We start from the raw sequence: 23183 nt of genomic DNA, 5'->3' as shown, positions 1-23183 counted from the left end.
GTAAAGGGTGATGATGACTTCTCTTAAACGCTTGCAGCAGCTTTTAGGATATAGCTTTAAAAATGAGTCCTTGCTGCTTGAAGCACTCACACACAAAAGCTACATAAAATCCAGCAATAATGAGCGTTTAGAATTCCTAGGCGATGCGGTTTTAGATTTGCTTGTGGGGGAATATCTCTTTGATCGCTTCCCTAAATACAACGAAGGCAAGCTCTCCAAAATGCGTTCAAGCCTTGTCAATGAAAAAAGCTTCGCCATTTTTGCGCGCGATTATGGTATCGGCTCTTTATTGCGGCTCTCAAGCAGTGAGGAGCAAAACCACGGCAGAGATAAGGACTCTCTGCTCTCCAATGCCTTTGAAGCGATCATTGGAGCTATCTATAAAGAAGCAGGGATTGATTGCGCGCGCAAAATTGTCTATCATATCCTTACCAAGCACTACCCCAATATGAAAATCCAAGATTTAGCCCTTGATTACAAAACCACCTTGCAAGAAATCACACAAGAACGCTTTGGCGTGCTGCCTATATATAAGCTCCTAAGCCAAGAAGGACCCGATCATAAAAAGCGTTTCACAATGCAAATCCTTATTGATAATATCGAATACGGCACGGCTTCTGGCACTTCAAAAAAGCTTGCCGAGCAAGCGTGCGCAAAAATCGCGTATGAAAAGCTCACGCAAGACTCCCCCAAGCAAAGCAAAGCAAAGAAGCAAGGAGCAAAGCTATGAATACATTTGGGCAAGCATTACGCATAAGCACTTTTGGCGAGTCTCACGGCTTAGGCGTAGGCTGTGTGATCGATGGCTTCCCAGCTGGCATAGTGATTGACACCGAGCTGCTAGCGGCGCAAATGCAGCGGCGCAAAGGCGGGCAAACGCCTTATGCCACACCACGCAAAGAAGAAGATAAAGTAGAAATTTTAAGCGGCGTGTTTGATGGCAAAAGCACAGGCGCACCTATCGCGCTTTTTATCCCAAATACCAACACAAAGTCCAAAGACTATGAAGCGATCAAAGATATATTCCGCCCCGGACACGCAGATTTTACCTACCACGAAAAATATGGGGCTAGAGACTATCGCGGTGGTGGCAGAAGCTCTGCCAGAGAGAGTGCTGTGCGCGTGGCTAGTGGGGCGTTTGCTAAAATGCTTTTGCAAGAGCTTGGCATCACTTGTGAGAGTGGGATTTTACACATAGGGACACACAAGGGCGAGAATATCGACTTTGCCTATGCAAAAACAAGCGAGATTTTCGCCCTAGATAAAGCCGTAGAATCCGCCCAAAAGCACGCTATCCTAGAAGCACGCAAAAATGGCGATAGTATCGGTGGCTGCGCGCTTGTGCGAGCCTTTAGCCCAAATGGTGCGCTCAAAGGACTAGGGCAGCCACTTTACTATAAGCTTAGTGGGGCGATTGGGGCTATGATGATGGGGCTAAATGGTGTCAAAGCCCTAGAAATAGGCGATGGCATAGAATCTAGCACAAGACTAGGGAGTCAAAACAATGACAATATGGATTCTAGTGGCTTTACTAGCAATCATTGTGGGGGGATTTTAGGAGGGATTGGGACAGGTGAAGAGATCCGCATAAAGATCTATTTCAAGCCAACGCCTAGCATTTTTCTCCCCCAGCAGACAATCGATACAAGCAAACAGCCCAAAAATCTAAGCCTAAAAGGACGCCACGACCCGTGTATCGCAGTGCGAGGAAGTGTGGTGTGTGAGAGTATGCTAGCTCTCATTCTAGCGGATATGGCACTACTGCACACGCACACAAGGATAGATTCTATCAAGGACTTTTACAATGCGCCCTAGAAGTTTTGCCGTGCTATTTTGCCCTAGAATCCACTTTTCTCGCCTATGCCAGCGCGTAGTGCTTGTGTGCGCACTCTGCGGACTTTGTGTGCCAAGCCTACACGCAAAGCCCGGCGATGCTTTTGAATCGTGGGGCGATGTGTTTCAGTTTCTCCCACTAATGGCTGGGGCGTATGCCCTAGCTAGGCAAGACTACCACGGAGTAGCCCAGCTAGCCCTTGGCACAGGCAGCACACTTGCCATCACCTTTGCAAGCAAATACACCTTTGTAGGCATATCCCGAGCAAACGACAGGCTAGCTGGCATTAGCCAACGCCCCAATAACGGCTCCTTTGATGGCTTCCCAAGCGGGCATACCTCATCAGCCTTTAGCGCAGCAGGCTTTATGCAAAAGCGTTATGGCTGGAAGCTTGGGCTGCCTACTACACTGCTTGCTACTTCTGTCGGTATATCGCGCATAACAAGCGAGCGGCACACGGCGTTGCAAGTCATCGCAGGTGCGCTACTAGGCTATGGGCTAGGCTATCTATGCGCCAAACGGCTCAAAAATGTCGTGCTGCATATAGATGTAAGCACAGCAGCTATCCCCGCTCCACAAGCTATCGCCCAGGGCATTACTTATGAGCAGATCTATAAAGCAAGCGTGCTATATAGATTCTAGTAATACAAAGTGAGATAAATATGGTCAATAAGATTCTATGTGCGACAAGAAATGGTATCGGCGGAGAGATCGTCCAAGTGCAGGCAAATTTCGTGCGTGCTTTGCCTGCCTTTGTCATCACAGGGCTTGCCAATAGCTCAATCCAAGAAAGCAAGCAGAGGATCCAAAGCGCGCTGCACCACATCGGCTTCCATTTCCCCGCGCTAAAAATCGCTATCAACCTAGCCCCTGCCGATCTAGCAAAATCCGGTAGCCACTTTGATTTGCCCATAGCTTTGCTAATTGCCCTGCATAAAAAGGGGATAGATACACAAGAGTGGTTTGCCTTTGGCGAGCTAGCCTTAGATGGCACACTCACTTATAATGACAATATCTATCCACTTTTGCTTGAAATAGCCCTGCGCCACCAAAATGCCAAGGTGATTTTGCCTACTTCTGGGCAAGAGCTTTTCTGCCATTTGCCACATTTGCAAATTTATTATGCAAGCAGCTTGCAAGAAGCATTGCAAATCCTAGAATCCCCAGAATCCACCCCTGCTAAGACACAAACTACACTAAACTTTGATACGATCCATATTGGCGATACAGACTACTACTACGAGCGAGAGTTCCCGCTAGATTTTATCGAAGTAAAGGGGCAGGAGATCGCCAAAAGAGCGGCACTCATCGCCGCAAGTGGATTCCACAATATCCTCTATGAAGGCAGTCCGGGCTGCGGGAAAAGTATGATTGCTAAACGCCTGCGCTATATATTGCCGCCGATGAGTTTAGAAGAGATGATAGAGAGTGTCAAGCTCCAAGCCCTAAGCGCGCAAAAGCCCAGCTACACGCCACTGCGCCCTTTCCGCTCACCACATCAAAGCGCGTCAAAATCCTCTATCCTAGGCTCTGCTACGCAAAATGAAGCCAAGCCCGGCGAGATCGCCCTAGCCCATCAGGGGATATTGTTTTTTGATGAGCTGCCGCATTTTGGCAAAGAGGTGCTAGAATCCTTGCGCGAGCCACTTGAAAACAACGAGCTTGTAGTCTCGCGCGTGCATAGCAAGATCAGCTACCCTACAGCGTTTTTATTTGTAGGAGCGCAAAATCCCTGCCCCTGCGGCAATCTCCTAAGCCCCTCTAAAGAATGCCGCTGCACGCCAAAAGACATTAGCTCCTACAAATCGCGCCTTAGCGAGCCATTTTTAGATCGCATAGATCTCTTTGTGCAAATGCAAGAAAACGAGCAAGACCCCAAGCCCTCACTAGATTCTGCTACGATGCAGCAAATGGTCTTCCACGCTTTTAGCGCGCAAAAGCAGCGCGGACAAAGCAGGCTAAATGGCAAGCTAAGTGAGCGCGAGGTAGAAGAAATCTGTATCCTAGATGATGCTACGCAAAGAATCTTGCTCCAAGCAAGAGAGCGATTCAACCTCTCGCACCGCGCGATCCAAAAGCTTAAAAAGCTCTCGCGCACGATCGCTGATTTGGACAATGCCAAGGACATTGCTAAATCGCACTTTTTAGAAGCTTTAAGCTACCGATATATCTCTTAGATAAATTATGCTAGGATTTTTACTTAGACATCACATAAAGGGGATAGGATTGAAATTTATCACAACGACACTGACTTTTATGCTTGCACTAGGGCTTATGAGCCAAAATCTATTCGCAAAAAGCTCTATCATATCCCCGATCCCACCACCCCAAGAAAAAATCCTTGACATCGATGAGCATAGCTGCAGCGATGGCTGCTTGAAAAAGCTATACACTAATGGCTATATCTTTTCGTTTCTAGCCAAATTCAATACCAATACAACAGATAAAAAAGTCTTGCACTATTTCTCTCAAGCCCTAGCCCAGCTAAGTGGTATAGAGCCACAGGACCCTAGCAATGGCGAGCATTTTAGGATCGCGCTTCTTATCCCTAAGCAAATGGTAGGGCGGTATTCTGTAAGCGTGGCAAATACGATCCTAGCCTATCTTATCGCGCGTAATATCGACTTTGATTTTCAGGTGTTTGATAGCATTGATGAGAGCAAGGCTAACCTAGAATCCACTTATTTGCGCATTATCCAAAGTAATGCAAACTTTGTCATCGCTATGCTTGGACCCACAGGCGTGCAAAATCTCATCGACTATGACAACCTAATCTATCCCACCTATATCCCCACAATCAATAAAGAACGCCTCTCTCAAGATATTATTGATAAATTGCCTGAAAATCTCTACTTTGGCGGGATAAGCTATAAGGAGCAGTTTCAAGCCCTGCAACCGCTTATGCAAGATATGCCGCTTATCGAATATGCTGATGATAGCCAGATAGGAGGCTATCTAACCACGCTATTTACAGAGCTTGATGGCAACATTATCCACCAGCGATCTTTAAGCAACCAAGAAGCCTCGCAATTTAACAAAACACTACAAAAAGAAACTTCTTACTTTCCCGGTGCAGCACTCATTCTCAACACTTCTGCACCAAAGACAGGGCTAATCCTCTCGCAAATTGAACTCAACGAAGACACCCCTAGAATCTATCTCTCCACGCAAATCAACTTTAGCCCCATAATCTTGCAGCTAGCCTCGCCAAAGGCGCGTGAAAATCTCTTTGTCGCAAGCTCCATTGGCACGATCGATACTAATCTTATGGAATATGCCTCTTTGCTCAATACTAATTTGCGTTATGATTGGGTGAGCTATGCTACATCACTTGGCGTAGAATTTGGGCTAAGAACTATCGCAAAAGATTCTAAAACACTCTTTAGCGAATCTATGCGCGATAGACAAATCCAATACCAAAATAGAATCTGGACTACCAAAGAAGCGAATTTTATCCTAGCAAAATAGCCCACCAAATAGCCTACTAGGTAGTCCAAAGTGCTTATATGCGTAACAATGCATTACAAATGTGTTAAGAAATGCAAAATCCCAAAGACATTTTCCAAAATGTTACACTACTTGTTGTATAATCCTTGCCAACCCACATACAAGGAGAAAAAATGGGACAATATATTGAACTTACAGAACTTGATTTCGATGAGAAGACAAAAAGCGGCGTAGCACTTGTGGATTTCTGGGCTACTTGGTGCGGTCCGTGCCGTATGCTAGCCCCTGTGATTGAAGAGCTTGCAAATGAATTTGAGGGCAAAGCTGCAATCTGCAAAGTCAATACCGATGAAGAGCAAAATCTCGCCGCACGATTTGGTATCCGCAGTATTCCTACAATCTTGTTTATGAAAAATGGTGAGGTTATCGATCAAGTTGTAGGTGCTACACCAAAATCTGTCTTGGCTGACAAAATCAACGCTCTTCTTTAGTCTTACCTTATTACATTCTTCCCCCTTGGCAAACAAGGGGCTTATTCTAGGAGTTTTCAATGATCAATATAGCAATTATTGGTGGTGGTCCTGCTGGGCTATCTGCTGGATTATACGCAACCCGCGGTGGCATCAAAGATGTCGTGTTATTTGAAAAAGGTATGCCCGGAGGGCAAATCACAGGAAGTAGTGAGATAGAAAACTACCCCGGTATCAAAGAAGTTAAAAGTGGCTTGGATTTTATGGAGCCTTGGCAGGAGCAGTGCTTCCGCTTTGGTCTCAAACACGAAATGGCTATAGTAAATCAAATCACCAAAAATGGAGCGCATTTCACTATCCACCACGATGGCGGCAAAACCACAGAAGCAAAATCTGTGATCTTAGCCACTGGAGGTAGCCCAAAACGCACAGGTATCATAGGAGAAAGCGAGCTTTGGGGCAAGGGTGTTAGCACTTGTGCCACTTGCGATGGATTTTTCTACAAAGGCAAAGAGGTGGCTGTCATAGGAGGTGGAGACACTGCCGTAGAAGAAGCTATTTATCTCACAAAAATGTGTAGCAAAGTCTATCTTATCCACAGAAGAGATACATTCCGCGCAGCTCCAATCACACTAGAGCACGCCAAAAGCAACGATAAAATCGAGTTTTTAACGCCCTTTTCACCCATAGAGGTCAAAGGCGATCAAAGCGGTGTAACCGGGCTTGTGATCGAGCATTCTCAAACAAAACAACGCCAAGAGCTATCCGTGCCGGGGGTCTTTATCTTCGTGGGCTATGATGTGAATACGCAAGTGTTGCGACAAGATGATGGCTCTATGTTGTGCGCGTGTGATGAGTATAACTCTGTCATTGTGGATTTGTCGATGAAGACAAATGTCCCCGGGCTTTTTGCTGCTGGAGATATACGCATAAACGCACCAAAGCAAGTAGTATGTGCTGCTGGAGATGGAGCTGCTGCCGCATTGCAGGCGATTGCTTATTTAGACTCTCTCCATTAAGATAGGAATATCAATGATAAAAGTAGGGATTTTTGGCGCGAGTGGGCGCGTGGGGCAACTGATTATCCAAGAGGCAAAAGCTCATAGAAATATCGAGATCGGTGCGGTGTTTGTCCGCAAGGAGCTAGATTTTAGCCTGCCAGAAGGTAGCTTTGTAACAAACGATTTTAACGCGTTTATACAATGCTGTGATGTTATCATTGACTTTAGCTCAAAAGAAGCGACTAATGCACTGCTGCAAGCACTAGAATCTAGCAGTTCTCCTGTCCCTTGCGTGATAGGCACTACCGGATTAGATGAGCAAGACTTCGCGCTTATAGATTCTTGCTCCAAACGCGTCCCTATGCTCTATGCTTCTAATATGTCCCTTGGCATAGCGGTGCTAAGGCAAGTGGTCGAGCAAGTAGCAGCCAAACTCACACAAGCAGATATTGAGATAAGCGAGATTCATCATCGACACAAAAAAGATGCCCCAAGTGGCACAGCCCTAAGCCTAGCAGAGTCCTGCGCCAAAGGACGCAATCGCCCCTTAAAGGAGATCCTAGTAACAGATAGAATCTCCCAAGGCGCGCGCAAAGATGGCGAGCTAAGTATCATCTCACTACGGGGCGGCGATGTGGCAGGGAGACATTGCGTAGGGTTTTATTTAGATGGAGAATATCTCGAGCTTACACATAATGCAACCAATCGCTTGACATTTGCCAAAGGTGCGCTAGCGTGCGCTATCTGGCTTGCAAATAAGCCTCCCAAACTCTATGAGATCGATGAAGTTTTTGCATAACTAAGCCAAATGCACGCCATCAAACACGCCTTATTGCAATCTTGCAAAGTCTATTACGCTTATCTTGAAGAGCATAATCTAGGCTGCGAGGAATTACAAGTTGCGCAAGTTGCCTTTGATAATCCATACATTCAGCTCCGTATCAAAGCAAAGGTGCTTAACACCGACTCTTTGATGATCCAAATCAGCTCGCGCGCTCCTATGCCACTTAGTGAAGAGCGTGGATTTTGCGTGCGCTTCTATGATGAAAAAAGCCAAATTCTCTCCATAGAATGCCTAGATCCTAGCTTGTTTAATGAAGTGCAAAAGCATAAAAATCATCTAAAAATCTTTAGCGATTTAAAATTCCTTATACAAAATCTCGCCACATTTTTTGAGCAAAAAGACTCCTTTGCGATCCCAGCGAAAACCCCTATCTTTGCTCGCTTAAAGCCAGAATCCACAAATGCCTATCGCACCATCACCACGCCCTCATATCTAAGCGATGAGCAGGCAAATGCCTTGCGCGACATTCTTAGCAAGCCATTTAGCTATGTGTGGGGCGCACCAGGTAGTGGCAAAACACAGGTGGTGCTTTTTGAAGCACTTTTGCACTATGTCTATAACAACACGCGCGTATGCGTGCTAGCCCCGACAAACTCCGCATTAGAGCAGGTGCTAAAAGCTCTTATCAAAAAGTTTGACTCCCTAAACATCAATCGCGCGATGATTTTGCGGCTTGGCACCCCTAGCAACGCCTTTATGGAGCAATACAGCGAAGTATGCGACCCACAAATCCTGCAAAAAAAGCAGCCCCAAAGTCTCTTTGGCTCTGTGGGCATAAAATCACGCCTGAAAGAATCTTTGGTGATTGGTATGACTATGGATGCTTTCATCAAGCGTTATCCAAGCCTTGATGTAGAGTTTGCGCATTTTTTCTTAGATGAGTGTGCTTTCACCCCGCTTATCAAAGCTCTGCCACTCTGCACGCAAGATACACCCATTACCCTACTAGGCGACCACAAGCAGCTTATGCCTATTTGCGAAATGCCCACATCTCGTATGCACGGCGATAAAGCGTGGGCAAATCTCTTTAACCTATCGGCATTGTTCATAGAAGATTTTTTCACACAAGAGCATTTCTCAAGCAATGCTAGCATTTTTAGCAAATCCCAAACAAGCCCTCTGCAATTCACGCGCACAAGCTTAAATATCCTCCGCAAGACCCACCGCTATGGCGATAATCTCGCCAAAATCCTTGACCACCACATTTATCGCAATAATCTATCAGGCAAGCCAAGCCCGACCGAGCTATACTTCATCGACTGCAAAGCACAAACCCCTATCCCACCAAGCCAAGACAAAAGCAGCCACGCCGAAGCCCAAGTCATCGCGCAGATTTTCCCCACACTCTTGCAGCAATCTAGCTCCACAGCTATCATCACGCCCTTTGTCAATCAGCGCAAGCTACTCTCACAATACCAAATCCCCTATAAACACACTTGGACGATCCACGGCTCGCAAGGGCAGGAGTTTGAGAGCGTGATATTCTCACCCGTTATGCTTCATCATCATCTCACAGATTCTAGGAATCTAAACGCCGCTTACGCGCTTAATGTCGCTATTAGCCGCATTAAACAACGCTTGATCCTTGTGTGTGATTATGCGTATTGGGCAAGGCATAATGAGCAGTTTCTCACGGCAATCTTGCGCAATGCCAAGCCCTTCCCAATGCCAAACAAGCCCCCCACACCGCCACAGACAAATGCCGCGCGGGTTATTGATATTATTACAATTTAGGAGAAGTGTATGTGTAAAATATGTAAATATATGATATTTGTATGTGTGTTTGCTCTCTTTGCCTATGCCGATCAAGGCGCGAGCTTTGTGGGAAAAAGTCCTTTCACAAGCCTGCGTCAATCGCCAAATGGCGAGCAAATCGCCAAGCTTTATAAAAGTGATTTTTTGCTTACAAGTATAGTTGGAGGCACTGATGCTAGCAACCCAAACTGGATCCAAATCACCATAGATGATATGCAAGGCGTAGTCCATAAGCGCGATATAATCGCCCTAGGTGAAGCAGACTATCAAAACTACCTGCGCAGCTTGTTTCTCCAGATATTTGCCAAGCTTAGCACACCCTATCAGCAAGCCCTCCTAGCTGATGACCCAGCAATACAAACAATCCCCAAAAGCGCGCTAGAATCCATTTTTGCCCCAGATTCTAGCGAGATTAGCGAGATCTTTGACAAAAAGCGCAGACTGCTTAATGCCCTAGCAAAAGCCCAATATCAACAAGCCCTGCACTATGCCATAGCACTAGGATTTAGCCACACTACAAAGCAGCTCCTAGAGCAAAAATCTATCACCCTAGATAGCGTGCCAGACCCCAAAGATCAGTCAAGCCTACCGCTACTCATCTATGCTATCCAAGCCAAACCCCCTCGCAAAGAGATCATTGCTGCACTCCTTGATAAAGGCGCAAATATCAATGAGCTTTATGGCAAAGACCCTAAAGAATCCGCCCTAACTCTCGCCTGCCAAAACAGCCTAATCGATATAGCCAAGCTCCTTATCCAAGCAGGAGCAGATCTTGATCCTGCCCAAATGACAAGCCCTCTAATCTATGCCGCACGCAACCACGAAAAAGAGCTTGTAGAGCTACTTTTGGATTCTGGAGCAAATATCCACGCGACATTACTAGAAAACGGCGAGCCAACCGAGCTTAACGCCCTTGATGTCGCGCTTTTATCACCAGCAAAAGAGCAGGAATCTAGCAAAGCAGAAGAAGTCATAGAAACCCTAATCAATCGTGGCGCAAATCTCACGCACGCCCTGCAGAGTGCAAGCACAAGCGGCAGCACACAAATGATAGAATCACTCCTTGCAAAAGGCGCAAATATCAATGGCGATCTCTCCTGCTCACAGCATAAAGGTGCCTTTGCCTGCTCGCCTCTTATCTCTGCTATACAAGCAAGCCAAGTCGAAGTCCTTAAAACGCTAATCCGCAACGGCGCAGATACCACCATAGTAGATGAGGAAGGCAGAAATCTTGTGCAATACACCAAAGACATCGCAAAAGACCCTGACATCAAAGCCCAGCTCCTAGAAGCCCTAGAGGGCATTAAAGAGTAGGGCATTAAAGAATAGGACATTACAGAATGAAGCTATGGATTCTAGCAGGGCTTTTGTCCCTGCTGCTTGCGGTATTTGCACTCTATGCACCACTCACGCGCAGAGACTATCACATCAAGCTCCAAGCCACACTCTGCCCTAAGCTAAAGCAGCCAATCACGATCGCCCTACTTAGTGATTTGCACTCTGGGAGATTCTATCAAGATAGCATTATCCAAGCCTTGCAAGAGCGAGAGGTCGATCTAATCGCCCTAAGCGGTGATATGATCGATGATGAAGAAGATATGCAAGGGGCGTGGGAGTTTTTTGCCAAGCTGGATTCTAGCCTAGAAACTAAACTATCAAAGCCCTTAGCCTCAATCCCCAAATTCTATGTCAGTGGGAATCACGAGTTTTGGAGTGGAGAGATTGCAGCCATTAAGCAAAAGCTTGCAAGCTACAATATCTCTGTGCTAGATTTTAGCCACCCTTGCGCTAGGCTTAGGATCAAGGGGCTAGATATGGCTATTTTTGGCGTTGATGATCCTTACTACAGCACTTATAGTAAGCCTAATAGCCACATAGATAAAGCCGTGTGGGATAAGGCAAAGTGGCAGGGAGGATTCTGGGAGCAAGAGTGGCAAGAGCTTGTTGCAAGCACCATTGCTGCTAATCAATGTCCTAGCCTAGAATCCACTTTTACAAAAGTGGATTCTAGTAAAAGGGCTTGCCAGCACGACCCCACCCCCACAGCGCAAAATGCAATGCCAAATCCAACGCCTAGCATAAATGCGCAAAAAGTGGATTCTAGCACAGAGCCTATGGCGACTAATCAAGCGCAAAAAGTGGATTCTAGGGAGACGGATTCTAGGGCGGATTTTTCTCTCTTGCTCTCTCATCGCCCGGAATTTACCAAGCTTTTTTCCTCACTCCCTATCAATCTAATCCTAAGCGGACACACGCACGGCGGACAAGTGCGCATACCCTACTTGCTCAATGGTCTCTACGCGCCTAATCAAGGGCTTTTCCCCAAATATGCTGGCGGGCTTTATGAGCTAGACTCCAGCAAAAGGCAGTATCTTGTAATCTCGCGTGGTCTTAGCCTAAACTACCGCTTACCGCGCGTGTTTAATCCCCCAGAGATAGTATTTATCACGCTAGAGTGTGGCTAATCCACCATAGCCACCTATGCTTATGCACTATCTTATAAGAGATTAAGTATTTATCCGCTAGAATCCAAGCTTTGATCGCGTAGCTCAGTGGTAGAGCACTACCTTGACATGGTAGGGGTCGTTGGTTCAAGTCCAATCGTGATCACCACTTCACCATCTTTACTCACACAAGGGGTGTTAGCTCAGCTGGGAGAGCGCGACGCTGGCAGCGTCGAGGTCAGGGGTTCGATCCCCCTACACTCCACCATTTTCTTATCTTTCTCTTTTTACAAATCCATCTACCGCTGATATGTCTAGCTTAAATCTACACGAGCAAGCAACTCACTCTTTCTCATCACAAGCTTTGTGCTACACCTACCCACTATCATCGCCAAGCAGATAAAGCCTCATCTCTGTCATCGCCAGCAGATTTATCCGCGTGGTGATCCATAGCCCTAGAATCCACTTTTGGATTCTAAAGAAAGCAACACAAAACCACGAATTTTAAGCTGTTTTTTTTTTTTTTTGATTTAATGCTTGCTTATCTATAAAGGAGCAAGTGATGAAAGCTAGTCAATCCACGATCAATGACTTTTTCTCTATGGGAAGCACGATGTTTTCTATCCCGACATATCAGCGCAACTACACTTGGAAAAAGCACAATTGCACAAAATTGCTAGAAGATATTATTAGCATTTCTAGAAACAAAAAAACGCACTTTATGGGATCTATCACCTATGTGATCCACCTAAAAGATCAAGAAAATAGCCTAATGCAGCTACAAGAATTTGTCATAATCGACGGGCAGCAAAGGATCACTACAATGATGCTTTTGCTTAAAGCCATAGAGACAAAGGCAAGCGATGAGATCAAAGAAGAAATAGCCAAGCTACTAAGTCTCACAAGATGGCAAAAGCTCCGCCTAAAGCCCATAAAAAGCGATAGAGAAGCCTTTGATCTTGTGATGTCAAATAGATTAAGAGATATACAAGGTAGCTCAAAGATTAAGGAGAACTATCAATTTTTCCTAAAAGAGCTTGATAGCTATCTGCAAAAAGGCTATGCCATAGAGGAGATTTATGGGGCATTTCTACGGCTAAAGATTGTCGGCATAGGCTTAGAGCTAGGCGATGATGATCCGCAAGTGGTCTTTGAGAGTATCAATGCGACAGGCGTGCAGCTAACAGGACTAGATCTTATACGCAACTACCTAATGATGGGAGAGGATTCTACTAGGCAGGATTGGCTGTATGAGACATATTGGATCCCTTTAGAAGAGTGGCTTGGTGTAAAAGATCTAAATGAGTTTATCATCACTTATCTAAGGATCTATTATGAAGATAGGCTAAAAGAAGAGGAGCGCGAGATATACTACTTGCTAAAATCCCACCACAGAGAGCATTTCCCCAATGATATAGAAGCTCTTATGGCTGATATGCGCGAGTATGGCAGGATCTATCAAGTCTTTTTAGAAGGGCATCACAATGGGCTAGAACGGAGCGATGTCTCATCGCAAGACTTAGCGCATTTGCGCAAGGCTATTGGCATCTTAGTGCAGATCAAATTCGGCGTGGCAAAGCCCTTTGTCCTGCACTGTGCTAGGGACTTTGAAGAAGGCAGGCTAGGCTATGATGATTTCTATGAAATCTTGCAGATTCTAGTGAGCTACTATGTGCGCAGAAGTGTGTGCAAAGAGCCGACTATGACACTTAATAGGATCCTTTATACTCTATACAATAGCCTAGGAGAGGTCTGTGCTACTAATCTCAAGCAATTTTTAGGCAAGCAATTTGGCAGGGGGATTTTCCCAAATGATGATCGCATAAAAGATGCGTTTGCCACGCGCAATGCGTATTCCCTAAAAAGTGTATGCAAATTTATCCTACTAGAGATAGAAAAGCTAAGTAATGCCGAGCCCCCAAGAGAAGAGGAGCTAGAAGTGGAGCATTTCTACCCGCAAAGCCCCATGCAAGAGTGGCGCGATATGGTGGGAGAAGAGTATGTCGAGTTTGAAGATAAATACCTAAACACCTTTGGAAATCTCACCCTAACAGGACAAAATCAAAAGCTTAGCAATAAATCCTATGATGAAAAAATCCAGCTACTAGATAGCCATAGCTCCTTGCACTTAAACGACTATTTTATCAACAATACAGACTCTTGGGGGATAGGCGAAGTGCTTTCTAGGGCGCAGCATTTGGCGGAGAGTTTTTGTGCGATAGAGATATTTAAAGACTTGCCCAAAGACTACCGCATAAGAGAGCTTAGAAAAAGCCTTGATAGTGATTTGACCTTTGTCAAACTCTCGCGCATAAGTCTCCCCAATGGAGAGAAGCACTACGCGAGAAATGGCAGCTACCTAGCTAAAGCTGTCATAGACTATTTGCTAGAAAATGCCAGAGAAGCCTTTGAGACCTATACAAGTGAGTATCTCCCACGCTATATCTACTGGGATAGCGCACAGGCTGGTGCAAGGAGGAGAGATGGCACGCTTGTCGTGCCTTTTGAAAAGGCTGGATTTTACTTTGTAAGCAATGCTGCTTTAAAATCCGTAGGAAGCAATCTTAAAGACCTTGTGCAAGGCTGCAAGCTAGATCCCAGCGCGTTTGTCATCGAGTAGAATCTGGATTCTACATTTCTGCATTTCTACATTTCTATATGGGGGGGCAGATTCTAGGGGCAAGCCTAGCAAGTGGATTCTAGTAAAAACGCCCCTTTATTGTCATTTGGGTCTGCGATAGCAGCGTGGCAAAGCGTAGCTTCTTGAGTAATTCACTCTCCATACTTTCTATACTAGAATCCACTTTTTGAAAATGGATCGCCACGCTCGTTTCACTCGCTCGCGATGACAGAGTGGGGTAGGAGAGAATGATAAAAAAGCTTGAAAACTAAAACGCCGCTGGCAGTAGCATTACAAAAGTGGATTCTAGGGAATTTTGAAGTATCATACTTAAAAAATTATAAGGCAGAGTATGACCTACACTTACGCACAAAAAGCACGCAAGATCCTGCGCATAGCAGTGCCTTCTGGGGCAAACTCCTTGCTTGATATTATTGTCTTAACGCTTGGGGTGTTTTTTATGGGGAAGTTTGGGGAGTGGCATCTTGTGGCATTGTCTGTGAGTATGCAGTTTATAATGCTCTTTTTTGCGATCAATGCGGTGTTTTATATCGGCACAAATGCGCAAATCTCTAGGCTTTATGGCGCACGCGATAGCCTAGCGGCACAGAGAGTCTTTAGCACACTTATCACGCTCTGTCTTGTGTGCGCGCTGCCTATTGTGGGACTTGCGTATGCGGGGGTTATGCCATTTCTTGCGTGGATGGATATAAGCCAAGAAGCCAGCGCACTTGCCGCGGACTTTTTATACATCGTGATTTGGACAATCCCTGCAATGCTGCTTAAAAACATCATAACCTCTGCCTTTGCTGCTATTGGCGATACGATTAGCGTGTTTATCGTGCGCGTGTTTAGCACGGCATTTTGCGTGGGGGCAAATATCGCGCTGATCTTTGGGGCGGGGCTTGAGATTGTAGGGGCGGGGCTTGCTAGCGTGCTTACAAGTGCGGTGGAGCTTGTGCTTTTTGCGCTTTTGGTATGGAAAAAGGGGAAGTTTTTTTGCATAAAGTGGCAGTTTGCTATGGTGGGTGCGTATGTGCGCAGGGCGTTGCGCATAGGGATCCCAGCTGGACTTGAGCGGCTGCTGACACTTAGCTCATTTGTGCTGACGATAAAATTCATCGCGGGCTTTGGAGATTTAGCAGTAGCTGGGAGTCAAATTGGTGCGCGTATAGAGTCCTTTGCCTTTATGCCCGGATTTGGCTTTATGGTCGCGGCTATGGCTCTCACAGGGCAAAATCTAGGGGCTAATAGAATCCAAACTGCCATAGAGCTGCATAAAACTATCTTGCAGATTTCTTGCGTGATTATGGGAGGGCTTGGGGTGATTATGGCGGTGTTTGCCAAGCCTTTGAGTGCGATTTTTTACCACGATGAAGTGGTCATCACAATTTCTGCGTGGTATTTGCTAGCGGTTGGATTCTCACAGGTGCCGCTGGTGGTGGTGTTTGTGCTTGATGGCGTGCTAAGGGGGGCTGGGATCACAAAGCTAAGCCTGCTTATCAATGCGCTTAGTATCTGGTGCGTGCGTATCGCGCCGATGTGGCTAGGGATCAGGCTTGGGCTGCCTGTGTGGTGGGTGTTTGTGATGATTTTTGTAGAGACTTATATCCGTGCGGGGCTGTTTTATCTCGCGTATAAAAGGGGGGCGTGGCAGCGCAAGAAGCTTGCCTAATGCACTTTCTCGCGCAATCGCTTTGTCTGTGGGGGGACTTTAGATTCTCATAAATAGATAGATTATAATAATATTTTAAGGATTTTTCTCTATAATTCCTAGAATCCACTTAAAAATGAAAAGGAGCCACAATGCTGTCAAAAGAAGTCATCGAGCGTTTAAACGACCAAGTCGCTAAAGAAATGTTTGCTTCAAATTTATATCTAAGTATGAGTTCGTGGTGCTATACACATCGCTTCGATGGGGCGGGGGCGTTTTTGTTCGAGCACGCTGGACAAGAAAGCGACCACGCCAAAAAACTTATCACCTACCTAAATGAGACAGATTCTAAGCTAAAGTTACAGAAAATCAAAGAGCCAGAATCTAGCTTTGAATCTTTGCTTGATGTTTTTACGCGCACTTATGAGCACGAGCTTAGTATCACTAAGTCTATCAATGAGCTTGTGGATTTCACGCTATCGCATAAGGATTTTTCTACCTTTAACTTCTTGCAATGGTATGTCGCCGAGCAGCACGAAGAAGAAGCTCTCTTCCGCGGGATTGTCGATAAAATCAAGCTTGTCGGCAATAGTGGCAATAGCCTATATCTTGTCGATCAATACATAAAAACACTCATAGGCAAAAGCTAGATTCTAGCTTTGCTCTTGCAGGCGGCAAGCCACGCTTGCCCCATCTTGCTTGCTCCATCGCACTTATCTCGCATTATCTCACTGCCCCACCACGCTTGCCCAGCCCACCCAAACTGCGCCTAAACTGCCCTACCCACCAATTTCACGCGATTAGTAAGTTTTACACATCGCTTCTTCTAGCTTGCATTGCTTAGTATTGATGTCAAAATAATCTGTATAAATCATACTTGCACTCACTTCAAGATGAGATTCTATGAAGGACTTTTCATTGCTAGAAAATGCCATTATACACCCACCTTGGGCTAAGTAGCTTTGGGCTAATCGCGCTTTATCTGGGTCTTGTAGCGTGCTTGTGTGCGTGGCTACCATAGGGATTTTTAAGGATTTGGCTAGGGCTATGTCGCTGGTAGAAAGCATAGGGAGCAAGCCTAGCCTTTTGGCTTGATAATAGCCCTTAAGAGAAAAGACCTCGATCAAAATCCTATCAGTAAATGGCAGCTGTGAAGCAATGGCATCAAAGTCATTTAGCTTATCTGTTACAAGATAGATTCTAGGATATGCTAGGAAAATCTCTGTGATAGACTCTGCGGTAAGTGGGGTTAGGTGATTGTGGATTCTAGCTTGCTGGATTTGCTCTTTGCTTGGTGGTGTATCTGGGGCTAAGCTCCCACCCGTGATCCCGGCAAAATGCCTATAATCGTGTGCGGCAAATATCCCCCCACTAGAATCTAGCATCAAATCAAGCTCGATAAAAGAAAAGCCATAGCCTATGTTTGTAGCAGTGCCTCTTTAGAGTTTGTATAGGTTAAGGGCTTGCCATTTTCTATGATCGCTCCGCCTGCGTGGGCGATGAAGTGAGGGTTTTGGACCGGGGTGAAGTTGCGGGATCTGCTATTAAAGGGGCATTGCTCACCCTTGGCATACAAATACATCGCATAAGGCACATCACCTCTAAGCTCTTTTAGATGAAACTTCTTGCTAAGATAGCCTGCAAATGCGGCTGCTAAGATCACTAGCCCTATTATGATAGCTACAATACTACGGCGTTTTGTCATTGTCTCTCCTTGGTTTTGGTTTGGTTTATGAGGCTTGGCTCTAGCTTGGGCTTGATTAGATTGTAGGACTTTTGCCCTATGTCCCAGAAGCTATCATACATACGCGATTTTTGCGCGATAAGGGCGTTTAGCTCTTCTTGGCTAAAAGTGGATTCTAGGAGCGTGGGCTTATACAAAGGATTGCGCCCTAGCCCAAAGGCTTCAGTCCTAATCCCCACAGAATCCAGCAGTAGCGGTGCTATATCAAAGTGGCTAAGTGTGCGGGATTTGGTGGATTCTAGGGTGTAGGGTGCGGTGAATTTGGGATTGATAAAAAGATCAAAAACATAGCGAGAGACATTGGGCGGGAAAAAGCCTGTCTTCATCGATAAATGATCGCCCAAAACCACGATACTCACAGAATCTCCATAAAGACTTTGCACATAGTCAATAAACTCTGCTATGAGCATATCTGTGCAAGTAAAGCTCCCTTGATAATCACTCCTCACACTAGCGCACGCGTGCGGATCGACAAAGCCATCTGGATGGTGGGTATCAATGGTAGAGACATAGAGAGCAAAAGGCTCTTTAAGCGTGGGGAGCATATCTCTAGCTAGGGCAAAAAGCCTAGAATCCTTCAATCCCCAGAATCCTTGCAGCTCTTGTGGCAGGGGGCTTGGGATCGCGCCTGCTTGCTGGAAATACGGCAGATCTAGCACGGATATGGCGTGGGATTGGAGGAAATACTTCATACCGGCAAAGCTAGAATCTAGCCCCGATAGATAGGCTTGCGTGTAGCCGTGATTGGCTAGCACATCGCTCACACAAAGCGCAGAATCTAAAAAGTATTTATTGCTAAAGGAGTTGCCGCCTATTGGCATAGTAAGAGGTATGCCACATAGATGAGCGATCGTGCCAGCCATAGTCCAGCCTGTGCCAGCGACTTGCACTAGCCCGCCGATAGCGTGCGTGGGGCTAAAGTTTATGTGCTTTTGGGCTAGGGAGCTTAAGCGTGGGATAGCCTCGCCAAAAGGTGCTTGACTAGGAGATTCCCCCCCCCCCCCCGTTGCTAAAGGTGGATTCTAGGGATTCGGCTAGGATTATGATGAGATTTTGTGGGCGGCTAGAATGCACTAGCTCACTAGATATGGCATAGTGGCTCTCATATAGCTCTCCGTATTCCTGTGTGCCTTTGGCGATATAGCTTGTGATGTGTAGCTTGTTGTTCATTACATTTGCCCCTACTATAAGCACCGCGCACGCCACCACGCCTTGTGCCACACCCCCAAAAGATAGCCGAAACCCTAAGCTACCAAGAAACCGATATGCCCTAAGCCCATACACCATAGCAAAGCTTGCGGCAATACTAGGCAGTAGCACGCGCTTGCTAAATGATAGCACCACACTGCTAGAGTCGCCAAAGCTAGGCTCTCTCACTAGCACAAACAGCACAAAGCCCACAAAGCTAGCCCCAAAGCCCAGCCACAACCCTAGCCTAGCTTCTTTATGTGCGCGTAAAAATCGCACGAAACTAGGAGCAAAGCTCATAAGCATAGCAAACGATACACTAGGTAGCACAACAGCCTTGATGAAATACCACGCGATCGCAGAATCTGTATCAAGGAGTGGGAAGCGCAAATGGAAGAGGATCTGCTCAAAGCTCTCAATCTCGAAGTTTTGCTTAAGCCACGCACTCCCAAGTAGCAAGAAAAAGCCCAGCACATAGAGCATAAACACCACGCCAAAGCCAAACACTCTCTTCATCTTTTCATCTCTCCTTGTTCAAACGACATAGCGCGATAGCGCAAGAATCTAATTGGTTTTGCCCTTTACATCACAATATCTAAGCACCTCATCATAAAATTTGCATTATATCTCATAATCTACTTTATACACCGATTAAGCTCCATAGGATCTAGTTTAGGCTTTTTAGAGCGTGGGACAGACCCTAGTGCAAAAGTGGATTCTAGGGGTTGGGGCTTGTTTTTTAAATCCTGCAAGCAGACTTATTTCTCTCTCCCCTATCTCACCACAGAGAACACACCCTTGCCATCACGCACGATCTCAAGGAGATTTCCTGCTTTAAACATATTGCACACGATGATAGGTAGGCGATTATCTTTGGCTAGGGCGATTGCTGTATCGTCCATCACTTTGATATTTTCTGCTAAAGCTGCATCATAGGAGATAGTATCAAGTCGCTTGGCATCAGGATATTTCTTAGGATCTTTGTCATAGACACCATCAACCTTTGTAGCCTTGATCACATAGTCTGCTCCTATCTCCACTGCGCGTAGGGTAGCAGTCGTATCTGTGGTGAAAAATGGATTCCCTGTCCCAGCAGCAAAAATCACTACCCGTCCCTTTTCTAAATGCCGAATAGCACGGCGATAAATATAGCTCTCGCAAATCTCTTTAATCTCAATGGCACTTTGCACTCTCACATTAACACCACTATGCTCTAGGGCTTCTTGCATAGCTACCGCATTTATCACTGTGGCTAGCATACCCATATAATCTCCACTTGTGCGGCGGATCACACCACCTTGTGCAGCACTCACACCACGGATAATATTCCCCCCGCCAATGACAATGCCTACTTCTATCTTCGCCTCTAGGAGTGAAGCAATCTCATCAGCAATATAGCTAAGGATCTTTGGCTCAATCCCAAAGCCATTATCCCCTGCTAATGCCTCCCCAGAAAACTTCACTAAAACGCGCTTGTTTTTTTCCATATTTTTGTCCTTTATGTGCTTGTGTATTGTGGTGAGATTATAGGTTTGCGCACAATCACGATAGCAAGCAAGCACGCGATAGCATAGCACTAGCACGCATAAGACTATGTAGATTCTAGGGCATAGCTACTTAAGCGTTATAAAGCCTAGCGCATAGGATTGCTCTGTGCGAGAGAGCTAGCACTAGATCCGCTTCTAGTGCCTACCAAATGAGCGTATCCGCCTAGAATCCACTAGCGTTTAGAGAATTGTGGGCTTCGGCGGGCTTTTCGCTTCCCGTATTTTTTGCGCTCGACAACGCGGGAGTCGCGCGTTAGCAAGCCTTTGGGCTTCAAGATCGCACGGAATGCTCTATCGTATTCATTCAATGCTTTGGAAATCCCGTGTTGCACAGCCTCTGCCTGCGCAGAATACCCACCGCCAAAAGCCTTAGCTACTATATCTACGGATTTTTCTTGCTTGGTTAGCACTAGGGGCTGTAGCACCTTTTTCTTAATGGCTTCGTGTCCTCCGAGCCATTCATTGAGTGTCATATCATTGACCATAAGCTTACCGCTACCATTGCTTAGCCATACCTTTGCGATCGCTGTCTTTCTTTTGCCTGTTGCATACACTTTTTTTGCCATTGTTTATGTCCTTTATTTGCTTTTTGAGATTTGAGCTGTGTGGGGGTGATCACTGCCTTGATAGACTTTGAGCTTTTTGATCATCGCTCTGCCAAGCTTAGTTTTAGGAAGCATACCGCGCACGGCTAGGTGATAGAGCTTCTCTGGCGTTTTGTTTAGCATTTCTTCTAAGGTTTTGGACTTCGTGCTGCCAAAATACCCAGAATGCGTGAAGTATTCTTTATCTTGAAGTTTCACACCGCTGAATTTGACCTTAGTGGCATTGATGATAACCACAAAATCACCGCAATCCACATTGGGCGTGTAGCTGGGCTTATGCTTGCCTCGCAATAGTGTCGCGACCTCTGTGATGAGTCGCCCAAATGTCTTATCTGTCGCATCAATCACATACCACTCTCGTGTAATCTCGCTTGCTTTCATCGATCGTGTCATATTCATAAGATCTCCTTGATATGCCGATATACGCGCTATCAAGCGCACTATATGCGGATAGATTAAAGGCGTGATTCTAGGTAAAATACGCTTAAATAGGGCTTAAATTTTGTGAAGTTTAAGGTTTGATTACCACAAGCTAGAATCCACTTTCAAGCTAGAATCCAATTTTCTAAAAGATCGCCACACCCCCCAAGCCTAGCGATGTCATACAACAATGTGTGTAAAAAGTGGATTCTAGCGTGAAGCCTTGTGCGACTGCCAAGCTCACTTAAGCCAAGCGCGCAAAGACCAAGAGCCTATCCACAAGCTTGCCAATCTAAGCCACTTCTAAGTAAGGCTTGCTTGATGTGGGAGAGATTCTACATAGAGACTTTGACTAGGGAAAGCCAGCGATAGCCCGAGCTTATCGACAATGCGTAAAATCTCTATGATAACCTGCTCTTTTGCCAAAAGATATTCCTCTAAGCTCACTCCTTTGCTAAAGCAATACACCAAAATATTCATCGAGCTATCTGCTAGCTCATCTAGCACGACATAGATAGAGTATTTGTAGCCTAGATAATCATCAAGCGAGACTATGGATCGCTTCAAGTGCAAGCTATACTCCAGCGTATCTTGGGCGGTGGATTCCTTGGCGATTAGGGGGTGGGCTAGTAGCATTGCCTTGATAGATTCTATACATTGCAAAATCTTATCCGGTGGCGTGCCATAGGTAAGCCCTAGTGAGAAGTAGATCCGCCTGCCTGCCTTGCGCCTACTCCAATTGATGATAGATTTATTCGCAAGCTCGGCGTTTGGGATTAGCACAAGGGCATTATCACCGGTGCGGATAGTCGTGCGCCGCAAGCCCATCTCCACCACCACGCCATCAACATCGCCGCATTGTATGCGCTCACCTTGTGAGAAAGAATTATCAAATAGCAACATCACAGAAGCAAAGAAATTTGCCAGCATATCTTTGACCGCAAGGGCTACTGCTAGCCCACCAAGCCCAAGAGAAGCGATAATGGCAGAGATATTAAAGCCTAGTATCTTTAGAATCCACAATAGCGCGATAACCACGATGATAAAATACCCGATTTTCAGCAAGAGATTGATGACTTCGCGGCGGAAGTGATCGCCTCGTTTTTGCGCCAGGCTAGCAAGAAGTGCTGCGACATAGCCTTGTGAAATGATGATAATAAACCAAGTGCCATTGATGACATACACGACTTTAAACCACACTTCAAGCCCCTTAGGTGAAGGGTCTGGGAGATAAAGCACATCAAGCGAGATATTGACACTCATCACAAGCAAAAAGAGCGTGATAGGCTTCATCAACGCCCTTTGGATCTGCCGCCTTGTTTGTGTATCTTGCTTAGATAGGTGCAAGATCATATCAATGCAATAAATCGCAAGCTTTGCCAAAGAAGAGCGACACAGCCATAGCACGATAAAAATCCCTATGCTTAAAAGGATTTTCGCACACATTGGGCTTGCGCAAAATGCTGGCAGGATAGATTCTACAAACCTAACCGCACTTGATAGCATATCGCGGATCTTTTGCTCAAGCAGTGTGCTTTCTGTGGCGAGTGGATTTGCATAGATGAGATAGGGAAATGCGCAAAAAAGCGCGAGAAATAGCTTCATACACC

23 protein-coding genes and 2 tRNA genes are annotated in these 23183 nt (G+C 45.8%); 16 read left to right on the top strand and 9 right to left on the bottom strand.

The features are described from left to right. Positions 1 to 13: 13 nt before the first annotated feature. The 14 genes from rnc (at position 14) to DX060_RS05140 (ending at position 14415) form a co-directional block, all read left to right on the top strand. Entirely contained in the window at positions 14 to 730 is a 717-nt protein-coding gene (gene rnc / locus DX060_RS05205; protein WP_115011469.1) for a ribonuclease III, read from the top strand. Beyond that, positions 727 to 1815 carry a chorismate synthase gene (gene aroC, locus DX060_RS05200; RefSeq protein ID WP_115011468.1) on the top strand — a complete coding sequence of 363 codons (1089 nt, stop codon included), beginning with the start codon at positions 727 to 729 and terminating at the stop codon, positions 1813 to 1815. Before rnc ends, aroC begins: the two co-directional genes overlap by 4 nt. Continuing rightward, positions 1805 to 2476 (top strand): phosphatase PAP2 family protein, encoded by a 672-nt coding sequence (locus tag DX060_RS05195; protein ID WP_115011467.1) that lies wholly within the window; start codon positions 1805 to 1807, stop codon positions 2474 to 2476. Before aroC ends, DX060_RS05195 begins: the two co-directional genes overlap by 11 nt. Positions 2477 to 2496: 20 nt before the next feature. After that, positions 2497 to 4011, top strand: coding sequence for a YifB family Mg chelatase-like AAA ATPase (locus DX060_RS05190; RefSeq protein ID WP_115011466.1), 1515 nt, complete (start codon positions 2497 to 2499; stop codon positions 4009 to 4011). Positions 4012 to 4060: 49 nt separating this feature from the next. After that, on the top strand, positions 4061 to 5302 hold the full coding sequence (locus tag DX060_RS05185) for a hypothetical protein (protein ID WP_115011465.1): 1242 nt from the start codon (positions 4061 to 4063) through the stop codon (positions 5300 to 5302). A 152-nt stretch (positions 5303 to 5454) separates the two neighbouring features. Continuing rightward, positions 5455 to 5772: a thioredoxin gene (gene trxA / locus DX060_RS05180; RefSeq protein WP_115011464.1), complete on the top strand. Its 318-nt coding sequence runs from the start codon at positions 5455 to 5457 to the stop codon at positions 5770 to 5772. Positions 5773 to 5831: 59 nt separating this feature from the next. Continuing rightward, positions 5832 to 6770, top strand: a complete 939-nt coding sequence (trxB, locus tag DX060_RS05175) for a thioredoxin-disulfide reductase (RefSeq protein WP_115011463.1) — start codon at positions 5832 to 5834, stop codon at positions 6768 to 6770. Between the two features lie 13 nt (positions 6771 to 6783). Further along, complete coding sequence (gene dapB / locus DX060_RS05170; RefSeq protein ID WP_115011462.1) at positions 6784 to 7551, top strand: 4-hydroxy-tetrahydrodipicolinate reductase; 768 nt, start codon at positions 6784 to 6786, stop codon at positions 7549 to 7551. Between the two features lie 9 nt (positions 7552 to 7560). Continuing rightward, positions 7561 to 9330: an AAA domain-containing protein gene (locus DX060_RS05165; RefSeq protein WP_115011461.1), complete on the top strand. Its 1770-nt coding sequence runs from the start codon at positions 7561 to 7563 to the stop codon at positions 9328 to 9330. Between the two features lie 9 nt (positions 9331 to 9339). Beyond that, entirely contained in the window at positions 9340 to 10665 is a 1326-nt protein-coding gene (locus tag DX060_RS05160) for an ankyrin repeat domain-containing protein (RefSeq protein WP_115011460.1), read from the top strand. A gap of 26 nt (positions 10666 to 10691) precedes the next feature. Further along, positions 10692 to 11816, top strand: coding sequence for a metallophosphoesterase (locus tag DX060_RS05155; RefSeq protein WP_115011459.1), 1125 nt, complete (start codon positions 10692 to 10694; stop codon positions 11814 to 11816). Positions 11817 to 11889: 73 nt separating this feature from the next. Continuing rightward, positions 11890 to 11964 (top strand) — tRNA-Val (locus DX060_RS05150). Between the two features lie 23 nt (positions 11965 to 11987). Then, positions 11988 to 12063 (top strand) — tRNA-Ala (locus tag DX060_RS05145). 294 nt (positions 12064 to 12357) lie between these two features. Then, positions 12358 to 14415, top strand: a complete 2058-nt coding sequence (locus tag DX060_RS05140) for a DUF262 domain-containing protein (protein ID WP_115011458.1) — start codon at positions 12358 to 12360, stop codon at positions 14413 to 14415. A 79-nt stretch (positions 14416 to 14494) separates the two neighbouring features. Here the strand turns inward: DX060_RS05140 and DX060_RS11955 are convergent, their stop codons facing one another. Beyond that, a complete protein-coding gene (locus DX060_RS11955; protein WP_258552207.1) occupies positions 14495 to 14620 on the bottom strand; it encodes a hypothetical protein in 126 nt (41 codons plus the stop codon). A 147-nt stretch (positions 14621 to 14767) separates the two neighbouring features. Between DX060_RS11955 and DX060_RS05135 the strand changes: the two genes are divergently transcribed. Further along, positions 14768 to 16090: an MATE family efflux transporter gene (locus DX060_RS05135; RefSeq protein WP_115011457.1), complete on the top strand. Its 1323-nt coding sequence runs from the start codon at positions 14768 to 14770 to the stop codon at positions 16088 to 16090. Between the two features lie 131 nt (positions 16091 to 16221). Further along, on the top strand, positions 16222 to 16719 hold the full coding sequence (locus DX060_RS05130) for a ferritin (protein ID WP_115011456.1): 498 nt from the start codon (positions 16222 to 16224) through the stop codon (positions 16717 to 16719). Between the two features lie 150 nt (positions 16720 to 16869). Here DX060_RS05130 and DX060_RS05125 read toward each other — a convergent pair whose 3' ends face one another. From DX060_RS05125 to DX060_RS05090, 8 genes are all read right to left on the bottom strand, one after another. Then, complete coding sequence (locus tag DX060_RS05125; protein WP_147278779.1) at positions 16870 to 17457, bottom strand: hypothetical protein; 588 nt, start codon at positions 17455 to 17457, stop codon at positions 16870 to 16872. Between the two features lie 29 nt (positions 17458 to 17486). Next, complete coding sequence (locus DX060_RS05120) at positions 17487 to 17774, bottom strand: hypothetical protein (RefSeq protein ID WP_115011454.1); 288 nt, start codon at positions 17772 to 17774, stop codon at positions 17487 to 17489. After that, positions 17771 to 18772, bottom strand: coding sequence for a sulfatase-like hydrolase/transferase (locus DX060_RS05115; RefSeq protein WP_115011453.1), 1002 nt, complete (start codon positions 18770 to 18772; stop codon positions 17771 to 17773). Before DX060_RS05115 ends, DX060_RS05120 begins: the two co-directional genes overlap by 4 nt. A 22-nt stretch (positions 18773 to 18794) precedes the next feature. Continuing rightward, positions 18795 to 19517 (bottom strand): hypothetical protein, encoded by a 723-nt coding sequence (locus tag DX060_RS05110; protein ID WP_115011452.1) that lies wholly within the window; start codon positions 19515 to 19517, stop codon positions 18795 to 18797. Between the two features lie 257 nt (positions 19518 to 19774). Continuing rightward, entirely contained in the window at positions 19775 to 20488 is a 714-nt protein-coding gene (pyrH, locus tag DX060_RS05105) for a UMP kinase (protein ID WP_115011440.1), read from the bottom strand. A gap of 233 nt (positions 20489 to 20721) precedes the next feature. Beyond that, a complete protein-coding gene (rpsI, locus tag DX060_RS05100; protein WP_115011451.1) occupies positions 20722 to 21114 on the bottom strand; it encodes a 30S ribosomal protein S9 in 393 nt (130 codons plus the stop codon). 12 nt (positions 21115 to 21126) lie between these two features. After that, positions 21127 to 21546 (bottom strand): 50S ribosomal protein L13, encoded by a 420-nt coding sequence (gene rplM / locus DX060_RS05095; protein ID WP_115012314.1) that lies wholly within the window; start codon positions 21544 to 21546, stop codon positions 21127 to 21129. A gap of 330 nt (positions 21547 to 21876) precedes the next feature. Further along, positions 21877 to 23178, bottom strand: a complete 1302-nt coding sequence (locus DX060_RS05090) for a mechanosensitive ion channel family protein (RefSeq protein WP_115011450.1) — start codon at positions 23176 to 23178, stop codon at positions 21877 to 21879. Between the last annotated feature and the right edge of the window lie 5 nt (positions 23179 to 23183).

The organism is Helicobacter canis (assembly GCF_900451095.1).
Classification (GTDB): Bacteria; Campylobacterota; Campylobacteria; order Campylobacterales; family Helicobacteraceae; genus Helicobacter_B; species Helicobacter_B zhangjianzhongii.
Note: the sequence above shows the minus strand (reverse complement) of the source record. Positions and strands in the feature narration are given on the sequence as shown.

What these genes read in the sequence shown, in the direction of transcription:
- DX060_RS05155 (WP_115011459.1), top strand. Translation starts at nt 10,692, where the DNA reads ATGAAGCTATGGATTCTAGCAGGGCTTTTGTCCCTGCTGCTTGCGGTA.
- rpsI (WP_115011451.1), bottom strand. Translation starts at nt 21,114, where the DNA reads ATGGCAAAAAAAGTGTATGCAACAGGCAAAAGAAAGACAGCGATCGCA.
- DX060_RS05110 (WP_115011452.1), bottom strand. Translation starts at nt 19,517, where the DNA reads ATGAAGAGAGTGTTTGGCTTTGGCGTGGTGTTTATGCTCTATGTGCTG.
- DX060_RS05190 (WP_115011466.1), top strand. Translation starts at nt 2,497, where the DNA reads ATGGTCAATAAGATTCTATGTGCGACAAGAAATGGTATCGGCGGAGAG.
- DX060_RS05130 (WP_115011456.1), top strand. Translation starts at nt 16,222, where the DNA reads ATGCTGTCAAAAGAAGTCATCGAGCGTTTAAACGACCAAGTCGCTAAA.
- DX060_RS05135 (WP_115011457.1), top strand. Translation starts at nt 14,768, where the DNA reads ATGACCTACACTTACGCACAAAAAGCACGCAAGATCCTGCGCATAGCA.
- DX060_RS05165 (WP_115011461.1), top strand. Translation starts at nt 7,561, where the DNA reads ATGCACGCCATCAAACACGCCTTATTGCAATCTTGCAAAGTCTATTAC.
- pyrH (WP_115011440.1), bottom strand. Translation starts at nt 20,488, where the DNA reads ATGGAAAAAAACAAGCGCGTTTTAGTGAAGTTTTCTGGGGAGGCATTA.
- DX060_RS05195 (WP_115011467.1), top strand. Translation starts at nt 1,805, where the DNA reads ATGCGCCCTAGAAGTTTTGCCGTGCTATTTTGCCCTAGAATCCACTTT.
- DX060_RS05120 (WP_115011454.1), bottom strand. Translation starts at nt 17,774, where the DNA reads ATGACAAAACGCCGTAGTATTGTAGCTATCATAATAGGGCTAGTGATC.
- DX060_RS05140 (WP_115011458.1), top strand. Translation starts at nt 12,358, where the DNA reads ATGAAAGCTAGTCAATCCACGATCAATGACTTTTTCTCTATGGGAAGC.
- trxA (WP_115011464.1), top strand. Translation starts at nt 5,455, where the DNA reads ATGGGACAATATATTGAACTTACAGAACTTGATTTCGATGAGAAGACA.
- aroC (WP_115011468.1), top strand. Translation starts at nt 727, where the DNA reads ATGAATACATTTGGGCAAGCATTACGCATAAGCACTTTTGGCGAGTCT.
- trxB (WP_115011463.1), top strand. Translation starts at nt 5,832, where the DNA reads ATGATCAATATAGCAATTATTGGTGGTGGTCCTGCTGGGCTATCTGCT.
- rplM (WP_115012314.1), bottom strand. Translation starts at nt 21,546, where the DNA reads ATGACACGATCGATGAAAGCAAGCGAGATTACACGAGAGTGGTATGTG.
- DX060_RS05160 (WP_115011460.1), top strand. Translation starts at nt 9,340, where the DNA reads ATGTGTAAAATATGTAAATATATGATATTTGTATGTGTGTTTGCTCTC.
- rnc (WP_115011469.1), top strand. Translation starts at nt 14, where the DNA reads ATGACTTCTCTTAAACGCTTGCAGCAGCTTTTAGGATATAGCTTTAAA.
- DX060_RS05090 (WP_115011450.1), bottom strand. Translation starts at nt 23,178, where the DNA reads ATGAAGCTATTTCTCGCGCTTTTTTGCGCATTTCCCTATCTCATCTAT.
- dapB (WP_115011462.1), top strand. Translation starts at nt 6,784, where the DNA reads ATGATAAAAGTAGGGATTTTTGGCGCGAGTGGGCGCGTGGGGCAACTG.